General features: G+C 49.9%; 24 protein-coding genes and 1 riboswitch. Of the genes, 18 read left to right on the top strand and 6 right to left on the bottom strand.

Features of this window, described 5'->3' with window-relative positions:
• Both EIZ37_RS19110 and EIZ37_RS19105 read left to right on the top strand, forming a co-directional pair.
• Nucleotides 1-315, top strand: a complete 315-nt coding sequence (locus EIZ37_RS19110; RefSeq protein ID WP_134686380.1) for an STAS domain-containing protein — start codon at nt 1-3, stop codon at nt 313-315.
• Nucleotides 316-342: 27 nt separating this feature from the next.
• A complete protein-coding gene (locus EIZ37_RS19105; protein WP_167569007.1) occupies nt 343-2085 on the top strand; it encodes a SpoIIE family protein phosphatase in 1743 nt (580 codons plus the stop codon).
• On the opposite strand, the gene EIZ37_RS19100 is transcribed toward EIZ37_RS19105, so the two are convergent.
• Nucleotides 2051-2647: a hypothetical protein gene (locus EIZ37_RS19100; protein WP_134686378.1), complete on the bottom strand. Its 597-nt coding sequence runs from the start codon at nt 2645-2647 to the stop codon at nt 2051-2053. The genes EIZ37_RS19105 and EIZ37_RS19100 overlap by 35 nt on opposite strands.
• A 440-nt stretch (nt 2648-3087) precedes the next feature.
• Here EIZ37_RS19100 and EIZ37_RS19095 point away from each other — a divergent pair, with 440 nt between their 5' ends.
• From EIZ37_RS19095 to EIZ37_RS19075, 5 genes are all read left to right on the top strand, one after another.
• Nucleotides 3088-3552, top strand: coding sequence for a hypothetical protein (locus EIZ37_RS19095; RefSeq protein ID WP_134686377.1), 465 nt, complete (start codon nt 3088-3090; stop codon nt 3550-3552).
• A gap of 21 nt (nt 3553-3573) precedes the next feature.
• On the top strand, nt 3574-4377 hold the full coding sequence (locus EIZ37_RS19090) for a CdiA family toxin C-terminal domain-containing protein (protein WP_134686376.1): 804 nt from the start codon (nt 3574-3576) through the stop codon (nt 4375-4377).
• A gap of 12 nt (nt 4378-4389) precedes the next feature.
• Nucleotides 4390-4779: a ribonuclease toxin immunity protein CdiI gene (gene cdiI / locus EIZ37_RS19085; protein WP_235828105.1), complete on the top strand. Its 390-nt coding sequence runs from the start codon at nt 4390-4392 to the stop codon at nt 4777-4779.
• 577 nt (nt 4780-5356) lie between these two features.
• Nucleotides 5357-5764 carry a globin domain-containing protein gene (locus EIZ37_RS19080; protein ID WP_134686374.1) on the top strand — a complete coding sequence of 136 codons (408 nt, stop codon included), beginning with the start codon at nt 5357-5359 and terminating at the stop codon, nt 5762-5764.
• 117 nt (nt 5765-5881) lie between these two features.
• Nucleotides 5882-6184, top strand: a complete 303-nt coding sequence (locus tag EIZ37_RS19075) for a hypothetical protein (RefSeq protein ID WP_134686373.1) — start codon at nt 5882-5884, stop codon at nt 6182-6184.
• Nucleotides 6185-6272: 88 nt separating this feature from the next.
• On the opposite strand, the gene EIZ37_RS19070 is transcribed toward EIZ37_RS19075, so the two are convergent.
• The 3 genes from EIZ37_RS19070 to EIZ37_RS19060 form a co-directional block, all read right to left on the bottom strand.
• On the bottom strand, nt 6273-7280 hold the full coding sequence (locus tag EIZ37_RS19070; protein ID WP_167569004.1) for a DUF3231 family protein: 1008 nt from the start codon (nt 7278-7280) through the stop codon (nt 6273-6275).
• 79 nt (nt 7281-7359) lie between these two features.
• Complete coding sequence (locus EIZ37_RS19065) at nt 7360-8034, bottom strand: Crp/Fnr family transcriptional regulator (RefSeq protein ID WP_134686371.1); 675 nt, start codon at nt 8032-8034, stop codon at nt 7360-7362.
• Between the two features lie 44 nt (nt 8035-8078).
• On the bottom strand, nt 8079-8456 hold the full coding sequence (locus tag EIZ37_RS19060) for a cupin domain-containing protein (protein WP_134686370.1): 378 nt from the start codon (nt 8454-8456) through the stop codon (nt 8079-8081).
• A 162-nt stretch (nt 8457-8618) separates the two neighbouring features.
• On the opposite strand from EIZ37_RS19060, the gene EIZ37_RS19055 reads away from it, so the two are divergent.
• Complete coding sequence (locus EIZ37_RS19055) at nt 8619-9839, top strand: copper amine oxidase N-terminal domain-containing protein (RefSeq protein WP_134686369.1); 1221 nt, start codon at nt 8619-8621, stop codon at nt 9837-9839.
• A 49-nt stretch (nt 9840-9888) separates the two neighbouring features.
• On the opposite strand, the gene EIZ37_RS19050 is transcribed toward EIZ37_RS19055, so the two are convergent.
• The gene (locus EIZ37_RS19050) at nt 9889-11181 is read right to left on the bottom strand and encodes an amidohydrolase (RefSeq protein ID WP_134686368.1); all 1293 of its coding nucleotides are present in this window, start codon (nt 11179-11181) and stop codon (nt 9889-9891) included.
• A 76-nt stretch (nt 11182-11257) separates the two neighbouring features.
• Nucleotides 11258-12127 carry a stalk domain-containing protein gene (locus EIZ37_RS19045; RefSeq protein ID WP_167569001.1) on the bottom strand — a complete coding sequence of 290 codons (870 nt, stop codon included), beginning with the start codon at nt 12125-12127 and terminating at the stop codon, nt 11258-11260.
• A 195-nt stretch (nt 12128-12322) separates the two neighbouring features.
• On the opposite strand from EIZ37_RS19045, the gene EIZ37_RS19040 reads away from it, so the two are divergent.
• The 10 genes from EIZ37_RS19040 to EIZ37_RS18995 all read left to right on the top strand — a co-directional run bounded on the left by EIZ37_RS19040 (nt 12323) and on the right by EIZ37_RS18995 (nt 23128).
• Nucleotides 12323-13174: a MurR/RpiR family transcriptional regulator gene (locus tag EIZ37_RS19040; RefSeq protein WP_134686366.1), complete on the top strand. Its 852-nt coding sequence runs from the start codon at nt 12323-12325 to the stop codon at nt 13172-13174.
• A 17-nt stretch (nt 13175-13191) separates the two neighbouring features.
• A complete protein-coding gene (locus EIZ37_RS19035) occupies nt 13192-14241 on the top strand; it encodes a serine hydrolase domain-containing protein (RefSeq protein ID WP_235828103.1) in 1050 nt (349 codons plus the stop codon).
• Nucleotides 14242-14277: 36 nt separating this feature from the next.
• Nucleotides 14278-15582, top strand: a complete 1305-nt coding sequence (locus EIZ37_RS19030; RefSeq protein ID WP_134686365.1) for an ABC transporter substrate-binding protein — start codon at nt 14278-14280, stop codon at nt 15580-15582.
• Between the two features lie 48 nt (nt 15583-15630).
• A complete protein-coding gene (locus tag EIZ37_RS19025) occupies nt 15631-16545 on the top strand; it encodes a carbohydrate ABC transporter permease (RefSeq protein ID WP_134686364.1) in 915 nt (304 codons plus the stop codon).
• 36 nt (nt 16546-16581) lie between these two features.
• Nucleotides 16582-17406 carry a carbohydrate ABC transporter permease gene (locus EIZ37_RS19020; RefSeq protein WP_134686363.1) on the top strand — a complete coding sequence of 275 codons (825 nt, stop codon included), beginning with the start codon at nt 16582-16584 and terminating at the stop codon, nt 17404-17406.
• A gap of 128 nt (nt 17407-17534) precedes the next feature.
• Complete coding sequence (nagA, locus tag EIZ37_RS19015; RefSeq protein WP_134686362.1) at nt 17535-18695, top strand: N-acetylglucosamine-6-phosphate deacetylase; 1161 nt, start codon at nt 17535-17537, stop codon at nt 18693-18695.
• Between the two features lie 243 nt (nt 18696-18938).
• Nucleotides 18939-19024, top strand: a riboswitch (cyclic di-GMP riboswitch).
• Nucleotides 19025-19165: 141 nt separating this feature from the next.
• The gene (locus EIZ37_RS19010; RefSeq protein WP_134686361.1) at nt 19166-20602 is read left to right on the top strand and encodes a PAS domain S-box protein; all 1437 of its coding nucleotides are present in this window, start codon (nt 19166-19168) and stop codon (nt 20600-20602) included.
• A gap of 21 nt (nt 20603-20623) precedes the next feature.
• Nucleotides 20624-20956, top strand: coding sequence for a DUF3870 domain-containing protein (locus tag EIZ37_RS19005; protein WP_134686360.1), 333 nt, complete (start codon nt 20624-20626; stop codon nt 20954-20956).
• Nucleotides 20957-21168: 212 nt separating this feature from the next.
• Nucleotides 21169-22296: an ABC transporter substrate-binding protein gene (locus EIZ37_RS19000; protein ID WP_134686398.1), complete on the top strand. Its 1128-nt coding sequence runs from the start codon at nt 21169-21171 to the stop codon at nt 22294-22296.
• Between the two features lie 10 nt (nt 22297-22306).
• Nucleotides 22307-23128, top strand: coding sequence for an alkaline phosphatase family protein (locus EIZ37_RS18995; protein WP_134686359.1), 822 nt, complete (start codon nt 22307-22309; stop codon nt 23126-23128).
• The last annotated feature ends 59 nt before the right edge of the window (nt 23129-23187 follow it).

The raw sequence follows: 23187 nt of genomic DNA, 5'->3' as shown, positions 1-23187 counted from the left end.
ATGCTGTTTTATAAAGTGATCGAGGAAGGAAACGGAAGACGAATCGCCCTTGAAGGGGATATTGATATCGATGCCGTTGAAGTTGTAAAGGAAGAGGTGATCCCCGCTGCCTCCGCAGCGTCAAGCGTTGTCATCGATTTTGCCAACATACGTTTTGTCGATTCTACAGGGATCGGGTTATTAATTGACCTCGTGCAGACCTTGAGGGAAAACGGGGTCCAAGAACTCTCAATTGCCAATGTTTCATCGGAAGTTACCGAAGTGTTTCAACTGTTGCAGCTCCCTCTCATTTTAGGAGAAGATATTTTTCGTTGACATCATACCATGCAGGGGCTGGAGAAAATGAAGATAAACAGAAGCACCGCTACCTCCAGAGCGATCCCTATGCTCTCATTCCTAGCGGCCCTGATAGCTGCACCGGTGATCTATTTGCTGGGAGTGCCCTTCATACAGAAGGTTACAGACATCGTCCCGACAGCAAGCGCGTTCGTTTTGGGAATGATTTGCCTATGGGGAGTGGCATCCTTGCTTGTCATTTGGAACCAGCACGGGAAATTGAAGGAATGGGCGAAACGTATGGACTCCCATGCACACGTCCTCGAGCAGGAAAAACAAAAGTTCCAGTCGCTGTTCGACCATCACCCTGATTTGATCTGCATTGCCAATCGCGAAGGAATGATCGTAGAAATCAATCCGGGTAAAGAGCATCTGGTCGGTGATTCCCCAGAATTGACATTCGGCACTCCTTTTCTGCAATACATTGTACCGGAAGATCAGCAGAGAATCGCTTCCTATTTCCAGCGTGTCCTGGAGGGAGAGGCTCTTTCCTACGAAACCGCCATTTTGAATCTCGTAGGCGAACGAGTTGAGTTCGCGGTCAAAGCAGTTCCATTGTTCAAGGGGCAAAAGGTCGAGGGCGTCTACTTCATATTGAAGGAGATAACCGCCGAAAAGCAACTGCAGGCCGAACTGACGGAGAAGCATGACAAAATGACCACGCTACTGCAATCCACACCCGTCGGGATAGCGGAAGTTGACATGGCTGGACGGATCCAGGTCTGGAACAGAGGAGCGGAACGTATTTTTGGCTGGAAGCAGGAAGAATTGCAGGGGCGGTACGCGCCAAACGTTCCTCGCGAAGAATTTCTGTCATTCCGGGATCAGCTGATGCAAGGCAAGGAGCTGGTGGGAAAAGAAGTCCGTCGGCGAAAAAAAGACGGTTCTCCACTGGACATTAATCTGACCATGTCCAAAATCAATACCGCAAACGGAGAAGTGGCAGGGTTCATTGTCATTCTGGAGGATATTACTTTACGCAAAAGAGAGGAACGTAAACGGCAGCACGATCTGGAAATGGCGCGCAAAATCCAGGAAAGTGTGTTGTCGCCCCCTATCGAAGATGGCAGCATCAGCATTCATTCCACATATATCCCATCCTACAAAGTAAGTGGAGACATGTACTGCTGGTACCAGATTGATCAGCATCGATATGGTGTCATGATGCTGGATGTCATGGGGCATGGAGTGTCGTCCTGCCTGATCAGCATGTCCATTCGCTCCTTGCTGAGAGGGATGATCGTACGGGTTCAGAAACCAGAACTGGTATTTGCTGAATTGAACAAGCATATGAATGGGTTGTTTCAAAGCCAGATTGGCATCCCCTGCTTTTTTACCGCCACGTATTTGCTGATCGACAGAAACGAACAATCGATCGAATATATCAATGCGGGCAATCCTCCGGGCTTTTTGCATGATGAGGATGGACTGATTCGCCTGCTTTCTTCATCCAGCCCTCCCATCGGGTTGAGCGTGGAGAACCAGGTGAAAGCGGAAAAATTGCATTTCTCGGGGAATGCGCGGATCATGCTATATAGCGACGGACTATTGGGCAAAGGCTCTCTGAAACAAGGGGTCGATGAGCTGCTGCAACGTTTTTTTCAGCACCGTCACTTGGATCCTTACCCGTTTTCCAGAATGATGGGGGGCGACGATGATCAAGATGACATTTGCGTAGTGGTGGCAGATATAGTGGGAGACAGGAAGGATTTTGTTACCAATGAATGGAGAACAATCGATGCCAGATAGAGGTTTTGCGTTCTTTTTCCTTGGCCTGAGCCACATACATTTTTGTCTCCAAAATGTCAGACATCAACCGCGTCAGCCGGCGGTCGCGTTCCTTCAAGCTAGCCTCAATGTATCGCTCTTGCTGCTCCATTTTCGCAAGCAGCTGTTGATTGAACTGCTCCTGATGGGATACACGCTCGGCTAATGCATTCATTTTTTGCTCCAATCGCTGCGCCTGCTCCAGAGGAGATGAGATGATCGGCTTCGGTAACGGCGATAGGGCAGTTTGTTCCCTGCGCGGCAGATCTCGCCGGTTGGCGCGGTTTGTCACATTGGCAACGGCCACCTCTAGCGGCATGGCCTGCGATCGGCAAAGCTCCTTGATTTCAAACAGCAGGGCCAGGTCCTTTTGCCTGTATTCTCTGCCATTTTGCGCATTGCGCAGGAAGACATGGCCATGCTGCTCCAGAAGCAAGCTCCACTTCCGCAAGGTGCTGATGCCGATCTCCAACGAATCAGCAGCCTCTTTGCATGTGAAGGTTTTTTCCTTGGCAACCAGATCAATGACAAGCGCTTCTCGCATCCGAATCCCTCCCTTTGTTTTCCGTTTTGCTGTATGCTAGCCATTTCGGTGAGCAGGCAGCGAATTCCTGTTAGAACTGTCCGACACTTTCTGGGGGAATTCGTCTCAACCAGCATCTTCTCGCTGGTGAGTCTGGAAAAACGTGCGGCATTTTTGAGGGATTTGTTGGAAAATGCTGCTATTCGAAGATTGATTCGTTCTGAAATCATAAACAAATGGAGATTTTAACTGACGGCCTTGGAAGGGTCGTTTTTTTAGTGTGTGGGAAATGACTTTTCGCCCAGTATCCAGGGGGGGCCATTGTCACAGGGTGAAGGAAAAAAAGGAAAAAGGGACGATTTTTCCTCTTGGTAAATAATGGTTTACGGACCGCATTCGCAACTCTTCAAACACAGACAATCTTCCAAAGGCTACTAAGCAATCTCTCTCCAGGCCAGGGTGTGCAAGCGATCAGTCTGGCAAGTGCTGCTGCGTTGGGGCAACGATTGTGGCAACCATTAGCTTCGGTGGGAGCGCAGGTGAATAGTGGAGTGACAGGGTTCATCCGAGCCATCGGAGGCGGATTATATACCTTGTTTCATTCGGGAGTGAAAGGGAAACATGCAAAAGCTGCGGTGGCCATCTCCCTCACCCTTGCAGTAGGAGGAGCGGCCGCTGCACCACAAGATTTTTGGAAGCAAGAAGAATATTTTGCAGGTAAATGGTGGCATGATCCCGCAAAGGTAGATCAGGCAATTCTCGCCCTACAAACGGAAATTAACGAAAAGGGAAGAATCAAGCTCCCGGATGATGCTTTTGATCCGAATAAAATGGCAGCCATTCAACGCGTGATTGGTGCGTTAACCACGAAGGAATACAATCCACAGGTCCCGGATGTCATCCAGACCATTATGTCCAAAAATTAGCTATACGGTACCCCGCTTGAATTGAACAAGGATAATTTCAAGGTCATAGTAGAGCGTTATCGTGGTGGGTTAATTGGACAGGATTCTGGGGATGCCATCGAGCGGATGGGGATCGGGACGATTTTTCATGATGCTGCCTATGGTTTGGTTGGTGGGAATGCTGTATTGGGAAGCGGGAAATCAGTAGGGAGTACGCAGGTTACGCAAAAACCGGTTGCGAACAATAATAAACCAGTGAATGATTCACAATCGGGGAAATTGGCAACCGAGGGGACGCCAAAAGCTCCTAACGTTACAGTCACTTATAAATCAGGTTACGATAAGCATTTTATTGAAGTAGAAGGATTTAAAGCAAAAACGACTATAGGCATAAAAGGTGGTCATAACCTTGAAAACTTTGAAAAATTCATATCCGACAACTTTGGAGATCAGATTAAGGATATTAACCAAGCTGTAACAAAAACGCCCCATCCCAATATACCTGGTATTTATGAAGTGAAATACAAGCTCCCTGTCTATGATGGAATGAGTTCAGCTAACGGTGGAAAAGGGAACTTCACTGGCCAGTGGAAGGAATATAAGAATCCCAAAACAGTCTATGATCCAAAGGTAATTTCAAATGAACAGATATTGAAGTTAGGAAGAGAAGCTATGGAAGAAGGTATCCAAAGTAATAGAATAAAAATAGATACACGTCAAAATGCTGTTTCTGATGAAGTTGTTGGATATGTTGAAATTGATGGTAAACAATTACAATTTATAGGTTATAGGGATAAAGCAACTGGAGAAATAACAAACTTTTTCCCTGTAATTCCAAAAAATTAGTCAATGAAGGAGATGATTTTTTTGGACGATGAAATCTACTATGTAGAAGATGTACAGGAAAAGATTAAGAATATGGAGGCATACTATAGTACTTTAGGTGATGGATATTTTTTAGATGCTCTTAATGAATTTAAACTTGGGAAAGGATTTGGTATTGGTTATACAAGCTGTTATTTTGCAACTGAATGCACACCAAATGACGAAGAGTATTTCGGAGATAGTGGAGTGAATTTTACAACAACGCCACCAGTGACTAGTGTAGAAGTATATGCAATTGTAGATAATCAAATGTTTTTTGAACATTTAGTTAAAGTGGCGCGGGATTATCTTTCACGACATCCACAAAATACCGCAAAAGTTGAGAGTTGTTTAGTACAAATAAAGAAGCAGTTGCATTTATAGGACAGTGTTATTTCAAAAAATTCAATTGTAAGATCCAACTACATAACCAATTTGATATACCCTAAAAGGCTTTTTCCTACTAAAAAGATGAGGAGGAATTAGCCTTTTTCGTTCACGATATTTCCATTTTCAATCGATCGATGTAGAAAATGGAACAAAATCTCTAAAGGGGAGGGACAAGCGATCCGATCTGATATAAGACAGGGAAAAATCGGATTAAACATGTTTAGCAGAAAAAGTTTTATTTTGACAGAGCAGTTTGCGTATATTTCCAGAGAGAACAACGTTCGAGTCTTGATAAAATTCTCTGATATTCGTTATTATATGAGTACTTGGTGCTGCAAGAAAAGTAACAAATTAAGAAAAGTGTACAACTTCCTTAAGGCTTATTCCCTGATTAATCACCAGAAGGGAATGAGCTTTTTTTGCAATCTAAAATAAAACAGAACGCCTTCCTTCCGCCAAAACTGTGACCCAGGTCACACCGATCCCCTTGACACATGTGATACTATACTACCTATAAAGAGCATTGACTCCTGATGAGGAAGATCGTTCACATCGCGATAGGAGGTGTCCCATGAATCCGATCTCTGTAAACACCATGTACGAATTGGTGGGTGGAGAGAATACCGTCAATCGTTTAGTTGAAGCCTTTTATCCAAAAGTATACGCCGATCCCGATCTGAAGCCATTGTTCCCGGATGGCGTCGATGAGATCATGAGAAAGCAGCGGATGTTCATGACGCAATTTTTGGGCGGTCCGCCGTTATATAGTGAGGAATTCGGCCCGCCGGCGATGCGACAGCGCCATTTGCCATTTGCCGTGACTCCGCGGCGCGCCAGAGCTTGGCTGCGCTGCATGCGGGAAGCAATGGATGAAATCGGGCTGGAAGGAATTCCGCGACAATTGTTTTATAGCAGGCTGGAGCAAGTCGCTCAGATTATGATCAATACACCGGATCAAGCCGACAGCGATACCCAATAATGTGATACCCGACCACGTTGCCGAAAAGGCGGATGGTCGGGATTTTCTTTTTCTCTAGCCACTAAGGGTATAATGGGGAGGAAATATCACTTAGCAGGAAAAAGGGAGGAGCGAACAGTGGCCTTCGGGATCAACAGAAAAGAGCTGGAAGCATGGAAGAAACGTGTGAGCGAAGGGAAAATCGCTTATTTGACTCACTTTTGGACCGATCCTCGCTTTCCTGGCATTCATACGGTAACAAAAGTGGGCTGCGCTGATCTGGAACGGTTGACGGCATGGTGTGTTCAAAACGGCCTGAATCCAAAATATATTCATCAACGGGTTGAGTTTCCTCATTTTGATCTCATCGGAGAGAAGCAAAAGGAAATCCTGCAAAAAGAAGAGCTGTGGGAACAGTTGACCCGCTTTCGAATCGTGTAGGGAGTGTTAGGCAAAGAAATAGCGGTAATCCAGGAACAGAGAATGAAGTCCTGGCTTACCGCTGATGAGTCAAACGACGATGAGCCTGTCAAACGGGGCTGTGCTGTAAGGCGAATCGATCCGCAGCTAATGGAATTTGTTCTAACCAGCCATTTTTGATCATGAGATTTGCGCCATCATCAGCATAGGTCAGCATTTCGGCCAACAATTGGGAATATCGCACTCCCAAATCTCTTCTCATGCTGGTCGCCAATGAAAAGCCGAATTGCTCGATTCCGGCCCCGGTCAACATTGCTCCATGAAACATCATGAGCTTGTCGGAAAAGGGGGCAATCGTTGTATCGGATATGTACGTATCCCAAGGGATGGAAGCGGCTAGATCTTCATCGGTTAAGATGCCGCGAAATAATTCTGATTGTTTGAGGGCAATTTGTTTTCCGCGTTGGAAAAAGTCCTTCACATCTTTTGCTTTCGCTACCTGCGAAAAGCCGATCATCAATGTTTTCACCACTTCTGCAGACTGAAGGTTGGAAAAACAGCAGGCTATTTCCATGACGGTGATGGAGCGCTGTTCCCCTAAAAAACCTTTGAGAAAGCCTAGCTTTTCCGTCATCTCCGCTTTCTCAGGTATAGGGACATAAGGGGATCTGACATACAACCCCTTTGACAGCAATGTATGCTTTGTTCTTGCATTCAACTCCGTAGATGAAGATATGCACGCTGTGTAAAATTGATGAACATCCTCGCGTGTAGCCATCGCAAGCGCCTTCGAATAATAAGTCAACCCCGTATTTGCTAGTTGATGTAGATACAATAATACAAATGCATCGGAGAACAGGCGGGGGGCATCGAGGTTTTTGTCCTGATCCGTAAACCCAATAGGGATCGGGATGGCCTCAGACTCGAAAATGCTAGTGACGGTTTGTACATGCCGTTGGGATAAATGAAGTGCATATTGCAGAATGCTGGATATATTTTCGTCTTCGCACTTATGTAAAAAATATTGCAAACAGCACTGGGCCATATCATCAACCATATATGAAATCCATAAGTGAGCGATTTCAGAAGAAGTTAACATCTGCTTATGTTTTTCCACCGTTAAGGACCTCCACTTTTCGGGTATTGTCCCTCCTTCCTCTACCATCTATACATGCTGCATCAATGTACCCACGCTGTCACTCCAAAAATGCCTCCAGCGCCTCTACGTCCAGAATCGTGATCCGCTTCCGATTAATGGCAATGATCTCTTCCTTTTTCAATTGGTTAAACAGCCGGTTCACAGTCTCACGGGTACTGCCAACCATATTGGCAAATTCCTGATGAGTAAGGGGAATGTCGATCTGGATGACATTGCCGTTTTGCTTTCCGTGCTCATGGGCGATCCTCAGCAGGATGGAGATAATCCTGTAGTTGACATCGTGTACGGAAAACGCCTGCAGCTTGTGCTGCAGCTCCAGGATTTTGCTGCCTAACACCCGCATGACCTTGATCGCAATCGAGGGAACCTCCAGCAAGGTTTGCTCAAACAACTGAATCGGAATGGCGATGAGCTCTGCCGTCTCCACGACCTCAGCAGTGGCTGGGTAGGGAGACTGATCAAAGAACCCGACATGGGGAAACATATCTCCCTTTTTGAGAAAGTTAACGATTTGCTCGTTGCCATTAATATCCGTTTTGTATATCTTGATAATCCCTTCCTGAATGAAGAAGACAGCGGTGCGCTTTTCTCCTTCCATGAAAACATTCGCTTTCCGTTGGTATGTATGGGGGATGGCAATCTGGAGTATTTTCCCAAACTCTTGCTCATCCAGCTCCCGAAACAACGGGATATTCCGTAAGATCGATTCCATAGGCTCACGTCCCATCTCCTGTACGTAATGATGCATGCTTATGTTTATCGTAGCTCAAGCTCCGATCGGGCAGGTGTGACGGATGTCACTTCGACTCGATCGCCGCGTGTGGTTGGATGGGAAATAACCAGAAATTCAACAGCGTGGGCATGTTCATTTCGTGCTTGATGAGCGACTCCCGGTGGAATCTCCACACCTTCCTGTGGCTGAAGAGTCACGGACTTGCCTTCTATTTCAATCGTTAAGACGCCGGACAGCGCAAAGAAATATTGCCGAGAACGCTCATGATAATGCTTGATTTCCGCAGTCCCCGCCGGCATCCGCTCATGGATGACGCTTAGCTCCGGCTGCCTGACCAGATGCCAACCGTCACAGCCATCTCCCCAGATGTAGTGCTCCGCCACTTGCTTACTTGTTTTCATCCTGAATCTCCGCTCCTCTTTTTTCTACTACCATATCATAATTGTCTGCCGGTCGGGTACGCGCTCATGGCGATAATCTCCTATGCACTTTGCAGGAATTGTCTTGTATGATGATAAGGTTTGACAGACGCGTACAAAAGACAGGCAAGGAGGTACTTTCATTTGAAATATAGAAAATCGGTTACAGGTTGCTTGGCGGCTGCCGTATGTTTCATAGGAATGGTTTTTGGGCGAACAGAGGTGGAAGCGGCAACGACAGCTTCCCTATCCATCGTGGCAAATGGGGTGAAGGTCAATGTACCTGCAGATCAACTGCCGTTTATCCAGAAAGGGAGAACGCTGGTGCCTGTCCGGTCACTGTTTACCGAATTGGGAGCAGAGGTGAGCTGGGATGCCAAAAACCGGGTTGTTCTTGCGCAGAAGGAAGGGATTTCCCTTCGTTTGCCGATCGGTGCCGCGGAGGCCTATGTCAATAATAGGCCCGTTTCTTTGGAGCAACCGGCGCAAATGGTGAAGGGGCGTACTTTTGTCCCATTGCGCTTTGTCAGCGAAGCATTAGGGGCGAAGGTGTTCTGGGACAATCATCAGCATACCGTGACGATCATTGATGATCTCGCGAGTGTGGAAATTCCTCGGCAAGAAAAATGGCCGGAAGCGTGGAAGCAAGGAATGAGGGAGCAGACACCGGCGGGTCATGCTGAGCTGGCGATGCTGTGGGCACATGGTGTGAAGGTGCAGACGGGCCCGTTCCTTGCGCCGGGGTTGGAAAAACAGCTTTCACAAGCGGAAAGTATGCATGTGCAAAAGGTGTGGCTGACCTACGTCAATGATTTTTCCGTGGGAGATGCACATTATATAAGCAGAAACGTGACGATTCAGGAACAGGACGGTACCATACGTGATCAGGGCGTTGACACCGTCGAAGTCAAGCTTGTTCCGGACGTCGGATATCTTGTTACGGGATATGCCCAGCATAGAAACACAGTGGAGGAGCCGTCAAATGGCGCGGAATTCTGGTTTGTCAGCGGTTTATCCGCGAAAAGAGAGGAGCTTTCCCTAGCGGCTCTGCCCATCCTCTCCAACAATCAACGGACGGGACGCAATTGTTTTCCGTTGCAAGTCTTGGAACGTGTGGGTGAAGTAGAGAAGGTTGCCGACAGCAGTTATGTGCTGAAGGTTGCAGGACAAGCGTTAACCGAGCCATTTCCTGTACAAGTGATCGACAATCAGCCGTATGTCGACGTGGAAATTTTGGTCAACGCATTGAACGGCCGTCAAATGGCGCTGCCAGACGCAAGCGGCACGGCAGGGTATCGAGCGGAATGGATCGCCAAGTCACATCAACTCATCATCGAGAATACCGGATATACCCGTATTAGCTGAGATTTCAAGAAAAAAGAGAGGGCGAATGATCGTCCTCTCTTTGCTTATCCTAGAGCCCCTCGACCAGACGAGGGATCCGTGCCGTCACTTGCCTGTACAGCTCCTCTTCGTTGATCGTGAGAAGCTGTCTGTGACGCATGAGAATCCGCCCATCAACGATCGTGGTGTCAACATCCGCACCGGTAGCGCTGTAGGCGAGCAAGGCATACACATTATGGACAGGCTGCAGGTGCGGCTTTTGCAGATCGATCAGGATCAGATCGGCCTGTTTCCCGACCTCCAGCGTCCCTACCTGATGATCGATCCCGAGCAGTTTGGCGCTTTCGATCGTCGCCATCTGCAGGGCACGCTTGGCTGGCAGGCGGGTCGGATCCCCGTAATCCAGCTTTTGCAGCCAGCACGCAGCCTTGATCTCGGCAAACATATCCAGCGTCGTGGCGCTTCCGGCTCCGTCCGTACCCAAGCCTACCGTGATGCCTTGCATGTCCATATCGGTGATGGGGGCGATCCCGCAGCCCAGCTTCAGATTGCTGACCGGGTTATGGGCGATGCCTCCCCGCATACCCTTCAAGTACCCGATATCGCGCCGATTGAGATGAACGCTGTGCGCCAAAAGCACGTGCGTATGGTCAAACATGCCCAGATGGTACAAATATTCCGTCGGGGTCTGTCCGTACTTCTCTCTGATTTTGACGATCTCTTCCTTGGTCTCCGCCAGATGGATATGGAGCGATACTTGGCGTTTGCGGGCTAGCTCGATGACCTCGCGCAACGGCTCAGGGGGGCAGGTATAGGGAGCGTGCGGGCCAAACATCGTGGTGATCCGGCCGTTTGCCGCTCCTGACCATCTGTCCACCAGGTCGATCGCTTCTTGCATGCGGCGTCCGCCATCATCCTCGAAAAAGACGAGTCCTCGGGTCAGGGAAGCGCGCATCCCGTTTTCTTGAATGGCGGTGGCGATCTCATTCATATGGATGTACATATCGGCGAATGCGGTCGTCCCGGAGCGGATCATCTCGGCCATGGCCAGCTGTGATCCCCAGTAAATATCTTCTTCATTCATCCGTGCTTCGGCAGGCAGCATCTTTTTCTCCAGCCAGTCCATCAGGATCAAGTCATCGGAAAAGCCGCGCAAAAGCGACATCGGCGTATGATTGTGGGCATTGATCAGCCCTGGCATCGCAGCCATACCTTTTGCCTGGATGACTTCATCGGCTTCCATGGTGAGCGCTGATCCGATCGCGGCAATTTTTCCGTCGCGGATGAACAGATCACCTGCCACAGGCTCGTCTGCCTCTGTCATGGTGAGAATCGTACAATCCTTGATCAGGATGCTTTTCATAAAATCACTCCTTTTGGTCTTACATGGGTTCTGCAAAGGAGTGTAAGGCTTGACGCAACGGCAATGTCAAACCATATTATGAATCCAGGTGCTGCTTTTGCAGCCAGAGCGACATAATCGATCCTTCCCGAAAGGTTGAGAAAAAGGTCAGTGCGTATTCGCCGATCGGGTAATTCAGCAAATACTCGCTGTGTGTCGCGCTTTCTTCCTCCCACTTTGGTTTTCCAAGGATGCGGCGCACATCCTCTGCCCGCAAGACTCCGATTTTTTTCGCAGGAAGGTCAAAGATGGCCGCTTGATCATGCTGATCATAAAAGACAGAGCATGAGCAGCTTTGATAGGCGAAAAATTTGCCTCCTTCATAGTAGTAGGAATCGAAAGGCTTGCCCCATGCTTGTTCGATCTGCTGGCGGGAGCTGCCCAATGAAAATGGTATCGCTTTGACACGTCCTTCCTTGGCAAGCGAAAGCATTTGCTTGTCCACGATACCGGGACTTCGCTGCTGGGTGGACAAGATGGCCGCACGATAAGCGGGATTCCATTCCACATCTACCCCCAGGGCTTGGCTGGTTGCTCGCAGTGGGATCAGGAGCTCACCCTTGACGAGTTCGGGGGCGACCTCCATCGTTACATTTTTTCCGTTTATGTGGGCGACGGGAACGCCTGCTGTCAATTGGATGCGCTTCCCGTCTTTGCTGATCGTGACGGTATTCCAGTGAGGGTCATGCGCTTCAGCCGCATCGATCGCTGTAAGGAAGGCGGCAGCTTGTACCAGCAACCGGTCTTTTACAATTTTGTAGGAAAAGCTGGGTTCATAGCCAAGCACGCTGGCGTCGACCTCGATATGAACCGGTTTGGTCCCTTCCGCGAACACAGGTTGTCCATTGCAGGCCAAGTAAAGGAATGAAGCAAAAAGAAAGACGGCAAGCAGACGAAGCTGATTCATGACATGCTCCCCCTCACATTGATATGCTTGTATTTCTACCAACATATGTAGGAAAAGCCCAGAGTTGAATCGGAAACGAAAAAATATACGAAATTTTCATAAAACGAACCACGTAACAAAATTTGGCGAATAATCTCGGCTGAACGAAATATTATTTCGTAAACAGCCTATTCTTTCGCGAAAGGTGTCCGTGCTATGAATGGAGGACTCATCAGCCTGCAGACCATGTTGGAGGAGCTCAAGCCATCGGAAAGAAGGGTAGCGGCCTATATTTTGGCACATCCGGAAAAAGTGGTGCAATTATCCGTGCAAAAGCTGGCTGAATTAAGCGGTGTGTCCGAAGCGACTGTGATCCGGCTGACCCGCTCGCTCGGGATGAAGGGCTATCAGGAAATGAAGCTGCGGATCGCCGGGGATTTGACGATCCAGGCTTCTTCGAGCGGCAGCTATCAGGACATCGTGATGCAGGGAAGCATGGAAGCCTTGATTCAATCGGTCAGCCGCAACAACATCCAATCCATCCAGGACACCATCTCGGTTTTATCGGTAGAAGAAGTGCAGCGGGCAGCAGATGTCCTCTCGCACGCCAGAAAAATCGATGTATATGGGGTAGGCGCGTCGGCGGTCATCGCGGCTGACATCAGACAGAAGCTGTCGCGGATCAACATGTGGTGTGAAGCCCATTCCGATTTCCATGCACAGCTGACCTCGGCGGTGAGCTTGACGGAAAAGGATGCAGCAATCGGCATTTCCTACTCCGGGCAGACGGAGGATGTGATCCAGTCGCTGACGGAGGCGAAAAAGCAAGGAGCCACAGTGATAAGCCTAACCAAGTTTGGCCCGTCGCCTGTCGCCGAATTGGCGGATATTCGCCTGTTTACCAGCACGGTAGAGAAAAGCATCCGCAGCGGCGCGATGGCATCGCGAATCGCCCAGCTCAATGTGATCGACATCCTGTTTATCGCTTTGGTGCGAAACAAGCATGAGTCAATCATTCCGGTGCTGGAACGGACGAGAGGGGCCGTTAGCCGCACGAAGCGCACCTGAGGGAGGGGGAGAAAAAAGTGGAACAAGCCATTGAGCGATTGCAAAGCTGGATCCGGTCAAGCATGATTCCCGGCGCTTCCCTGCGTGTGCTCCATCAGGGGAAATTGCACTGCACCATCGATTGCGGCGTGACGAATCTGGCCGCTCCCCAGCCTGTTGATGCCCATACATTATATGACCTCGCTTCTTTGACCAAGGTCGTGGCTACGTTGCCGGTGACACTCTGCCTGATGCAGGCTGGTGAGCTGCGGCTAACCGATACAGTGGGGCGATTTTTCCCTGCTTGTCCACCGGAAAAACGGATGATCACCGTCGGACAGCTGCTGCTGCACACGTCCGGACTTCCCGCAGACTTGCCGGATAAGCGTCGGGACGGACACTTGCAGCTGCCCGAGAGTATCTTTCAGCAAGCCATGCTGAATCCTCCGGGCGTGAAAGTCGTGTATAGCGATCTCGGCATGATCCTCCTTGGGCTGATCATGGAGAAGGTAACCGGGCAAACGTTGGCGCAGCTTGCCAAAGGATTGGTACATACCCCATTAGGGATGCATCACACATGCTATCGCCCGGAAAAGGAGCGACTGTCAGGCAGGATCGCGGCTACGGAATATTGCATCCGTCAAGGTGATTATTTGCAAGGCGTAGTACATGATGAGAAAGCCCATCGGATGGGAGGGGTCGCGGGACATGCCGGCCTATTTGCAACGGCCGATGACCTGGTCCGGTATGTCCGATGTTGGCTTTATGGAGAAGGCAAGCTGTTCCGGCCGCCATGGAGAGAGTATGCGACTCGCTGCCATACCGATGGAGCCGGTGGACACCGCGGGCTTGGCTGGGAGAGCAATCACGGAGCGGAGCTGACCAGCTGCGGCAGCCTGTTTAGCCAGGCGAGCTATGGGCATACCGGATTCACTGGCACGAGCATCTGGATCGATCCGGTGCAGGATGTGGCCATCATCTTGCTTACCAATGCGGTGCATATGGGGCGGGATCACAAGTTGAGAGCATGGAGACCCGCCCTGCATGATGAGGTGATGAAAGGGCTTGGATTCGGCTCCATGCGGTGACGAGCCGGATGGATGAATAAAAGGGGGAAGAAATGGATGAAAAAACGAGGTCTTCATGCATTCACGACGGTGGCACTCGCAGCTTCTCTTTTCGTATCAGCATGCTCGGGTGGTTCCGGTTCGCAGAATACGGCACCGAGCGGCGAAACGCCACAGCAGCAAAGTCCGTCAGGGGAGCAGGTCGTGCTGGAGATGCATAGCTGGCGGGTAGAGGATGTGGCCGGCTATGAAAAGATCATCCAGGCATTTGAGAAGGAGAATCCCGGGATCAAAATCAATTTCAAACCATTCAAAGCGACGGAATACAACACCATCTTGAACACCGCACTCCAAAGCGACAGTGGTCCGGATATTCTCCAGCTGCGTCCGTATGCGACAGGCATCGCGCTGGCTGATGCGGGCTATCTGGAGCCGCTGGACGGGGTGAAAGGGCTGGAGCAGTTTCCGAAAGATTTCCTGGCAGCTTCGACAGGCAAGGATGGGAAAGTGTACGGCGTTCCATTGTCAATAAATTCCACCCAGATTTACTATAATAAGGATCTTTTTGAACAAAACGGACTGCAAGAGCCAAAAAGCTGGGATGAGCTGATCCAGGTCTCCAAGACATTGAAAGAGAAGGGGATCACGCCTTTTGCCTTTGGTTCCAAGGAAGGCTGGCTGCTGTCCTTAAGCCATGGCGTAATCGCTCCTGGTGCGTACAATGGTAACGGTTTTGTCGAAAAGCTGTTAAAAGGCGAGACCAATCTGACTTCTCCGGAGTTTCTGCTTTCCGTTCAGCGGATGAAGGAGCTAACGACTTATTTCCCGGAAAATTTTACGGGTCTTGAATTAACCGATCTGCGTGCGCTGTTTGCTACCGGAAAAGCGGCGATGTTCATCAATGGCTCGTTTGAGCTGGAAGGCATTCGCCAATTGAATCCGGACCTGAAGATCGACTTCTTCCCAATGCCGACTGATGATGGCAAACAAGTCATCACGACATGGGTAGACGGCTCGTACGGGGTCAACGCCAAATCGAAGCACAAGGCAGAGGCGCTCAAGTTCATGGAATTTATGACGACCAAGACATTCGGAGAGATTTTCGCCAATGAGCTGAAACGGATCAGTGCTGTTCCCGGCGTGCAATCCAGCGATCCCTTGGTGAACAAAATGGCTGAGCTGGCGCAAAGCAGTGCCACCCCTTATCTGATGGTCGTGCATCTGAGCCAAGGAAACCCGACGACCAAGGTGACGCTGGAAACTTCCTTGCAAGCCTTGTATCTGGATCAGCTGACACCGGAACAAGTGACACAGGAAGTGGAAAAATCGGCAGAAACCTGGTTTGCACCGCTGAAAAAATAGACGTGACCGAGTGGTTGTATCAAAGACTGAGGGAAGGAGGAAAAGAGGATGGCAAAAAGCAAGCGTTCATGGTTGATCCACCTTTTTCCGCTTCCTGCTTTGATTCTGTATGTGATGTTTGTCTTGTATCCGCTGTTTTCAGCCTTCTCGTATAGCCTTTATGACTGGAAGGGAATCGCCAAGGGTGCTTTTGTCGGTCTGGAAAATTTCACCACGCTGTTCACAAAAGAGCCCTTCAACGAGATGTTTTGGCGGGCGATCCAGCACAATCTCATTTACTTCGTGATCGAAATGATCGTGCAAAACGGCCTCGGTTTTCTTTTGGCCTATATCATTTACCGGAAAATCAGGGGGGCGGAGCTGTTAAAAGCCGCCTATTTTCTCCCGCGCCTCCTCTCTGTCATTATTGTTGGATTTTTATGGAAGCTCATTTTAAACCCCAACTTCGGCGCACTCAACACCTTCTTGGGCAAGCTTGGCTTGGAATCTTGGGCAAAGCCGTGGTTGGGGGATCCCGATACAGCGCTGTACGCGATCATTTTGGTCAACTGCTGGTTTGGGATCGGCTTTGCTGTCCTGGTGTTCCTTGCTGGTCTGCAATCGATCCCTGCGGAGCTGATTGAGGCGGCACGTCTGGACGGGGCCAATCGCTTGCGGCTGCTGCGAAGCGTCGTCCTGCCGCTCTGCATGCCATCGATTACGATCATGAGCGTATTGACCTTCATTCAAGCTTTTGAAGCGTTTGAGCTTGTCTATGCGATGCAGGGATCCATGGGCGAACCGGTTTACTCCACAGATACGCTGGCCGTCTATTTTTATCGGTTAGCCTTCGGCGGGGCTGGAGGCACGGATACGGTGGCGATTGGTCTCGGTTCGGCCTTGGCTGTTGTCCTCTTTCTGATCGTCGCGTCCGTCTCGGCCATCTCCCTCTATCTGCTGCGGAAACGCGAGGTCCAGCACTAGTGAAAGTCCATTCGCCCAAGGGAGGTGATGTTTCAAGTGAATACGAGGATTGGCGCACGCTCACTGCAATACTTGCTAGCCTATCTGTTCGTCCTGCTGTCCATCTATCCAATCTGGCTGATGATCGTAAATTCCTTTAAAACGACCGCTGAAATCTATATGGATCCGCTTGGACTGCCCGCCACCTTTTCATTCACCAACTACCGCAAGCTGTGGGAGACCGTCCCGTTTGCCGATTATCTCACCAACAGCATCCTTGTCAGCGTGGCATCCGTTATCTTGACCCTGATCTTCGCCTCGCTGGCTGCCTTTTACCTTGCGCGGTTTTCCTTTCGCTGGAATGGCTTCCTCTATTTCTTCTTTCTGTTAGGTTTGATGATCCCGATCAAGCTTGGGATAGTACCGCTCTTTTTGTTAATGAAGGAGCTGGGCCTGCTGAATTCCCTCTGGTCGTTGATCCTGCTGTACACGGGCAGCGGCATTCCGCTATCGGTTTTTATCCTGACCGGTTTTTTGCGTACGCTTCCGATTGAATTGGAGGAAGCAGCCCGGATCGATGGCTGCAATCACTTCCAGGTTTTTTGGCGGATCCTGCTGCCTCTCGTCCGGCCCGCACTCGGCACCGTGATGATCATCAATTTCATTTCTGCATGGAACGATTTCTTCTTTCCATTGATCTTTATCCAAAAGGACGCACTGAAGACGATTCCGATCGGGATGCTCAGCCTCTTTGGTGAATATGAGGCGGATTGGAGCCTGCTGTTTGCGGGATTGACCCTGTCGGCACTGCCGATGATCATCGTCTTCCTGCTGGCCTCGAAGCAATTCATGGAGGGGCTGACGGCCGGAGCGGTGAAATAGCGGGTGGGAAAATGGTTTTGAAACTGTTTTCGTCCGGTAGTATGATAAGGATGGAAAAAGGATGCGCAGCTGCATCCACGCAGGAGAAATCATGTTTTGCCGAAGCAAGCCAAAAGGAAGTGTGAGAGATGCCAGCGAAGCTGAGTCAGAAAATAACCAATGTCACGATTGTCATGGAGTCCGGAGTATTGTCCAATGCCGTCTTGATGATTCAGGACGGCAAAATTGCGTATGCAGGCGAGGATACGGGCGAGAGCTGTGAAGACACCTTCGACGGCCAAGGAGCGGTGCTTGTGCCCGGATTTATCGATTTGCATGTTCACGGCGGAGCAGGCAGTGATTTTATGGACAAGTCTGTGGAAGCTGTACAAGCGATCTGCCAATTTCATGCAGCGCACGGGACGACGGGCCTATTGGCGACTACCATGACAGCGCCGATGGACGCCACCGTGGATGTACTGCAGTTTTATAACCAGCTGCCCGAAACCGGAGGGGCAGCCGTGCTCGGGGTTCATATGGAAGGACCGTTCATTCATCCTGAGTTGAAAGGCGCGCAAAACGGTGACTGGATTGAGCCGGCCACGCTGGCGAATATCGAACAGATTTTGGAGACGGCAAGGCCCGGTCTGATCAAGCTCATTACATTGGCTCCCGAGCTGATCGAAGATGATCGTGTATTTGCAAGATTGAAGGAGCAGGGGATTATTGTTTCCGTAGGGCATTCCACCCTCGACTATCATGGCGGCGTATGCTGCCTGAAAAAAGGCGTCAGCCACGCGACACATCTGGGCAACGCCATGAAAGGGCTGCATCACCGCAATCCGAATGTCATCGGTCTGGTCATGGAGACACCGGAGATGACGTTTGACCTGATCGCGGACGGCATTCACCTGGCACCGGAATTCATTCGCCTGCTCACCAAGATTTGCACCCCCGAACAAATCATGCTGATCACGGATGCCATGCGGGCGGCTGGCCTGGCTGACGGGACGTATGATCTGGGCGGGCAGGAAGTGATTGTGAGAGGGAATGAAGCCCGACTGGCTGACGGTGTACTGGCAGGAAGTGTCCTGACCATGGACGTCGCCTTGGCCAACCTGATGCGCTTTGCCAACATGCCGCTGGAGCAGGCCATTCGTCATGTTTCGATCAATCAGGCACAAAAATTGGGAATTGCTGACCATAAAGGAAGCATTGCAAAAGGAAAAGATGCGGATCTGGTGCTGCTTTCCGCTGACATGAAGGTTCTTGCGACTTGGGTGGAAGGAAAGAAGGTCTACCAAGCCTAAACTTGTAGAAGAGAAATACCGGATTCTAGTAAATAGCACATCTTGATATACAGGGAATCTGTAATGGCAGCATGTGCAACAGGGCTTGTCGCACTAGGAAAAAAGTAGGAAAAGGGATTGATCTGCCTTTCCTACTTTCTTTGTGTAATGGGGAGTTTCCGCGAAAATTGTAGGAATCCAATCATTGAAAAGCTAGCCAAGCGATGTATAATGAAGACTAGATGTACGGTTATCAATTGAATCGCTCGATAAAGGCAAACTCTTTGAAAGAAGAGGACGCAAAGCCACGGATCTAAGGTTGTGAAAACTAGGATGGCCGGGTTACCGAAAGGATCTGACTACGATTGGACCAATGGCTATTTCCAGAAATTCGAGGAAAGGCCATTTTTATTTGGGCAAAAGAGTGGATTTGATCTGGCTTCGAGAGAGGCATTTATGGATAGAAAGAAAGGCAGGGTGAGCGAAGCGGTATGAATGAGAGTATTGCTGCCCATGATCACTTGCATAGAAAGCCGATACTCAGAGAGCACTTACAAAAAGAACAGATTGATCGGGCTCTCTTTGACAGTCATCCAGATGCAGTCTTTGCAATGGATTTGTATGGCACAATCCTGCATGCAAATCCACAGTGTGAATTCTTGACCGGTTATCCCGCCAAAGAATGGGAGGGACATGTCCTTCAGCAGATGATCATTCCGGAAGAACGGGAGAACGCGAGCCGATTCTTGCAAAGGGCTGCAGAAGGGGAGACGGTCACCTATGAAACTACGATTCTTCATAAAACAGGTATGTACCTGACCATTTTGATGAAGAATTTCCCGGCTATCATAGAGGGGCAAGTTGTCGGTATCTATGGATTGGCAACCGCACTCTCTCAGGATGAAAAATACCAGCTCATTACGGAAAATACCTTGGATATGATCGCGAAAATCTCCTTGGAAGGAAAGTGTCTCTATATTTCCCCAGCCTGCCAGACAGTCTTGGGGTATGAGCCGCGGGAGATGGTTGGCCAGTATGTATGGCAGTATTTCCATCCGGATGAGCGCGTCCAGTTTCATCTGAAAGAGCTGCGCGCTTCCTTTCTGGAGAAGAAATCGTATACCGTGACCTGTCGATTGCGGACCAAATGGGGAGCCTATACCTGGTTTGAAATCCTCGGAAAGCCAGTGATGGATCCGCGGACGGGGCGGATTCAGGAAATCATCGCGGTGGCGCGAGATATTACAGAAAGAATGAAAACCCAGGAGCTGCTGCAAAACTCGGAAAAGTTGACATTGGTGGGACAGCTGGCTGCGGGAATCGCGCATGAGATTCGCAATCCGCTCACTGCCCTGAAAGGATTTTTGCAATTGATGCAATCGGGCAATCAGCAAAAACAGGAGTATTTCTCCATCATGTCCTCCGAGCTGGCACGCATTGAGCTGATCGTCAGCGAGCTGCTTGTCCTTGCCAAGCCGCAAACATCCGCATTTCAGGAGCGGAATTTACATACGCTGATCAATCACGTCGTGACATTGATCGATACAGAAGCCATCATCAAAAATGTGCAAATCTCGGTGGAAGTCGATGACAATGTGCAGTGGATTCGCTGCGATGAAAATCAATTGAAGCAGGCTTTCCTGAATTTTCTGAAGAACGCAATCGAGGCCATGCCGGACGGCGGCACCATATCCATCAAGGTGTGGAAGGACACGGATCGGGTCATCATTCAGTTCATTGACAATGGCTGCGGGATTCCGGAAGAGATGATTCGGAGGCTGGGAGAACCGTTTTTTACCACCAAGGATTCAGGGACAGGCCTGGGATTCATGGTGAGTCGGAGAATTATTGAAAATCACCAAGGAAGCATCCGACTGACCAGCCAACCGAATCAAGGCACGACGGTCGAGGTTGCGCTGCCCCTGTAAAGCGAAGATTGGGAGGATTCCATGACTGCACACCCAGCAAAAAAGAAAACGGTACTGACTGCCGGCTTTGCGCAAATGCCCAAGGGCACGCCGCTTTTTGAAGCGTACACCATGATCGGTTGCATCCTGATCATTGATGTGGAGCAGCAAGTCATTGTAGACGCCGGCTTTACGTTTCTCATGGAAAAAACAAGCGAATTTCTCGCCGAGCTGCTGAGGGGCATGCGGGTCGATCAAGGCTTCGCGGACATTCATCAGGTCGTTTCCGAACACTTTCTGGCTCCTGGCCAGGGAGCCGTGCTGCAAGCCATCCGGGCAGCAGTCGATCGGTATCATGAGCAGATCAAATTGTAAATGAAGATAAGAGTCGAAGTTTACCATAACCGCTCTCTTTTAAGAGAGGCGGTTTTTTTATTACCCTTTTTTTACATTCTATTAACCTCTTCCCCATCCCACCTTCACAACCCAACACTAGACTGAAATTACACAGAAAACTACATAAACCCAAAAAAACTCACATAAGAACAAGTAAGGAGACTGATGGAGGGATGAGAGTGAATAACGTAATGAAGCTAGCAAAGAGGAGCATGTTGGCCGGATTGGTAGGGACGCTCGCATTGGCAGTGTCGGCTTGTGGAAGCAATAGCGCACCGGGAGGAGGGACAACCACAACGGCTGAGAACACCGCATCGCCTCAACCAACTGCCGCATTGAGCTTGGCCGACATCGAGACAAAAGCGAAGCAAGAAGGGGAAGTCGTCAGTGTGGGAATGCCCGATTCTTGGGCGAACTGGAAAGACACATGGACAGACTTGGGCAGCAAGTACGGCTTGAAGCATACGGATACGGACATGTCCTCCGCGGAAGAGATCGCCAAATTTGAAGCAGAGAAGAACAACCCGACAGCGGATATCGGGGATGTCGGAATCGCGTTTGGCCCGGTGGCTGTGGAAAAAGGAGTGACACAGCCGTATAAAACCTCCTATTGGGATGAGATCCCGACATGGGCCAAAGACAGTGAAGGTCATTGGATCGTAGGCTATCAAGGAACGATTGCCACGATCACGAACAAAGAACTGGTGAAAAACCCGCCAAAATCATGGGACGATCTCAAAAAGGGCGATTACAAAGTAGCGGTGGGCGATGTGATGAAAGCGGCGCAAGCGCAGATGGCCGTGCTTGCTGCGGCAATGGCTTTTGGCGGCGATGAGAAGAACATTCAGCCGGGCATCGATTTCTTTGCCGAATTGGCCAAGCAAGGGCGACTGTCTTTGGCAGAGGTAAAGGTAGCCAACTTTGAAAAGGGCGAAGTCGAAGTTGCCTTTTTGTGGGACTTTAACGCATTGGGCTACCGTGATCAGATCGATTCGAACCGTTTTGAAGTGTCCATTCCGAGCGAGGGCAGTGTCGTAAGCGGCTATGCCACGATCATCAACAAATATGCGCCGCATCCACATGCAGCGATGCTCACGAGAGAATACATCTTAAGCGACGCAGGGCAAATCAATCTGGCCAAAGGCTATGCCCGTCCGATTCGCGACAGCGTCAAACTGCCGGACGACGTCGCAAGCAAGCTTATCGCGAAAGAGCAATATAAGAATGCGAAGCCAGTCTTGGATTACAAAGCATGGGAAGAAACAGCGAAAAAGCTTCCACAGCTGTGGCAAGAGCAAGTGCTTGCCAATATGAAATAGGCGGCCGGCCATGAACAAAAAAGTGATCATGGTGGTCGTCGATGGCTTGCAGTATGAAACCGCCATTACCCAGATGGGCTATGTGAATCACCTCGTGGAAAAAGGAAAGGCGGCGCGGTGCCAGGTATTATCCGAGCTGCCGAGCCTCTCCCGTCCGCTTTACGAAGTGCTGCTGACGGGCACGCCAAGCTGGAAGAATGGGATTACGTCCAATCAGGTGGTCCGAAAATCTGGGCAGAAAAGCTTGTTTCAGCTTGCGAAGGAGCATGGTTTGCGAAATGCGGCAGCCGCCTATTATTGGGTGAGTGAGCTGTACAACCGGGCACCTTTCCACCATCTCCTCGATCGCCATCAGGCAAATCCGGAGAACACGATTCAATACGGTTCCTTTTATTTTGAAGATCCTTATCCCGATTCCCATCTGCTCATCGATGCCGAATACCTGCGGAGAACTTATGATCCTCATTTTCTTTATATCCATCCGATGGGCATTGATCACGCAGGGCATCTCTTCGGCTCGGACTCCAAGCAATACCGGGGAAAAGCGATCGAGATGGATACGCTGCTCGCCAATCTGCTGCCGCACTGGATGGAAGAGGGGTACTCCATCGTGGTGACCGCTGATCATGGAATGAATCGGGATGGCTTGCATGGCGGGACCGGGGATGATGAACGTCATGTCCCGTTGTATGTCATCGGCCAGCACATACAGCCGGGAATCTATGAAGGGCAACACCCACAATTGGCCGTCGCACCCTTGATCTGCCAGCTGCTGGGTTTAGCACCCTCTGATGAGATGATTTCTTATGAGTGGCCGTTTTTTGCGGTATAGCTTGCATTTGGCGATGTCCTCCCACCGCGGAGGACATCTGTCTAAAGGGGAAATGTAAC

The sequence above is a fragment of the Brevibacillus migulae genome, from assembly GCF_004521915.1.
Taxonomy (GTDB): domain Bacteria; phylum Bacillota; class Bacilli; order Brevibacillales; family Brevibacillaceae; genus Brevibacillus_F; species Brevibacillus_F migulae.
This window is presented reverse-complemented; position numbering and strand designations above follow the sequence as displayed.

Excerpts from the sequence above, each read along its gene's own strand:
- EIZ37_RS19050 (WP_134686368.1), bottom strand. The coding sequence starts at position 11,181 with ATGAAAAGCATCCTGATCAAGGATTGTACGATTCTCACCATGACAGAG.
- EIZ37_RS19000 (WP_134686398.1), top strand. The coding sequence starts at position 21,169 with ATGAAGCTAGCAAAGAGGAGCATGTTGGCCGGATTGGTAGGGACGCTC.
- EIZ37_RS19080 (WP_134686374.1), top strand. The coding sequence starts at position 5,357 with ATGAATCCGATCTCTGTAAACACCATGTACGAATTGGTGGGTGGAGAG.
- EIZ37_RS19030 (WP_134686365.1), top strand. The coding sequence starts at position 14,278 with ATGAAAAAACGAGGTCTTCATGCATTCACGACGGTGGCACTCGCAGCT.
- cdiI (WP_235828105.1), top strand. The coding sequence starts at position 4,390 with ATGATTTTTTTGGACGATGAAATCTACTATGTAGAAGATGTACAGGAA.
- EIZ37_RS19105 (WP_167569007.1), top strand. The coding sequence starts at position 343 with ATGAAGATAAACAGAAGCACCGCTACCTCCAGAGCGATCCCTATGCTC.
- EIZ37_RS19100 (WP_134686378.1), bottom strand. The coding sequence starts at position 2,647 with ATGCGAGAAGCGCTTGTCATTGATCTGGTTGCCAAGGAAAAAACCTTC.
- nagA (WP_134686362.1), top strand. The coding sequence starts at position 17,535 with ATGCCAGCGAAGCTGAGTCAGAAAATAACCAATGTCACGATTGTCATG.
- EIZ37_RS19110 (WP_134686380.1), top strand. The coding sequence starts at position 1 with ATGCTGTTTTATAAAGTGATCGAGGAAGGAAACGGAAGACGAATCGCC.
- EIZ37_RS19010 (WP_134686361.1), top strand. The coding sequence starts at position 19,166 with ATGAATGAGAGTATTGCTGCCCATGATCACTTGCATAGAAAGCCGATA.
- EIZ37_RS19040 (WP_134686366.1), top strand. The coding sequence starts at position 12,323 with ATGAATGGAGGACTCATCAGCCTGCAGACCATGTTGGAGGAGCTCAAG.
- EIZ37_RS19025 (WP_134686364.1), top strand. The coding sequence starts at position 15,631 with ATGGCAAAAAGCAAGCGTTCATGGTTGATCCACCTTTTTCCGCTTCCT.
- EIZ37_RS19060 (WP_134686370.1), bottom strand. The coding sequence starts at position 8,456 with ATGAAAACAAGTAAGCAAGTGGCGGAGCACTACATCTGGGGAGATGGC.
- EIZ37_RS18995 (WP_134686359.1), top strand. The coding sequence starts at position 22,307 with ATGAACAAAAAAGTGATCATGGTGGTCGTCGATGGCTTGCAGTATGAA.
- EIZ37_RS19045 (WP_167569001.1), bottom strand. The coding sequence starts at position 12,127 with ATGAATCAGCTTCGTCTGCTTGCCGTCTTTCTTTTTGCTTCATTCCTT.
- EIZ37_RS19065 (WP_134686371.1), bottom strand. The coding sequence starts at position 8,034 with ATGGAATCGATCTTACGGAATATCCCGTTGTTTCGGGAGCTGGATGAG.
- EIZ37_RS19005 (WP_134686360.1), top strand. The coding sequence starts at position 20,624 with ATGACTGCACACCCAGCAAAAAAGAAAACGGTACTGACTGCCGGCTTT.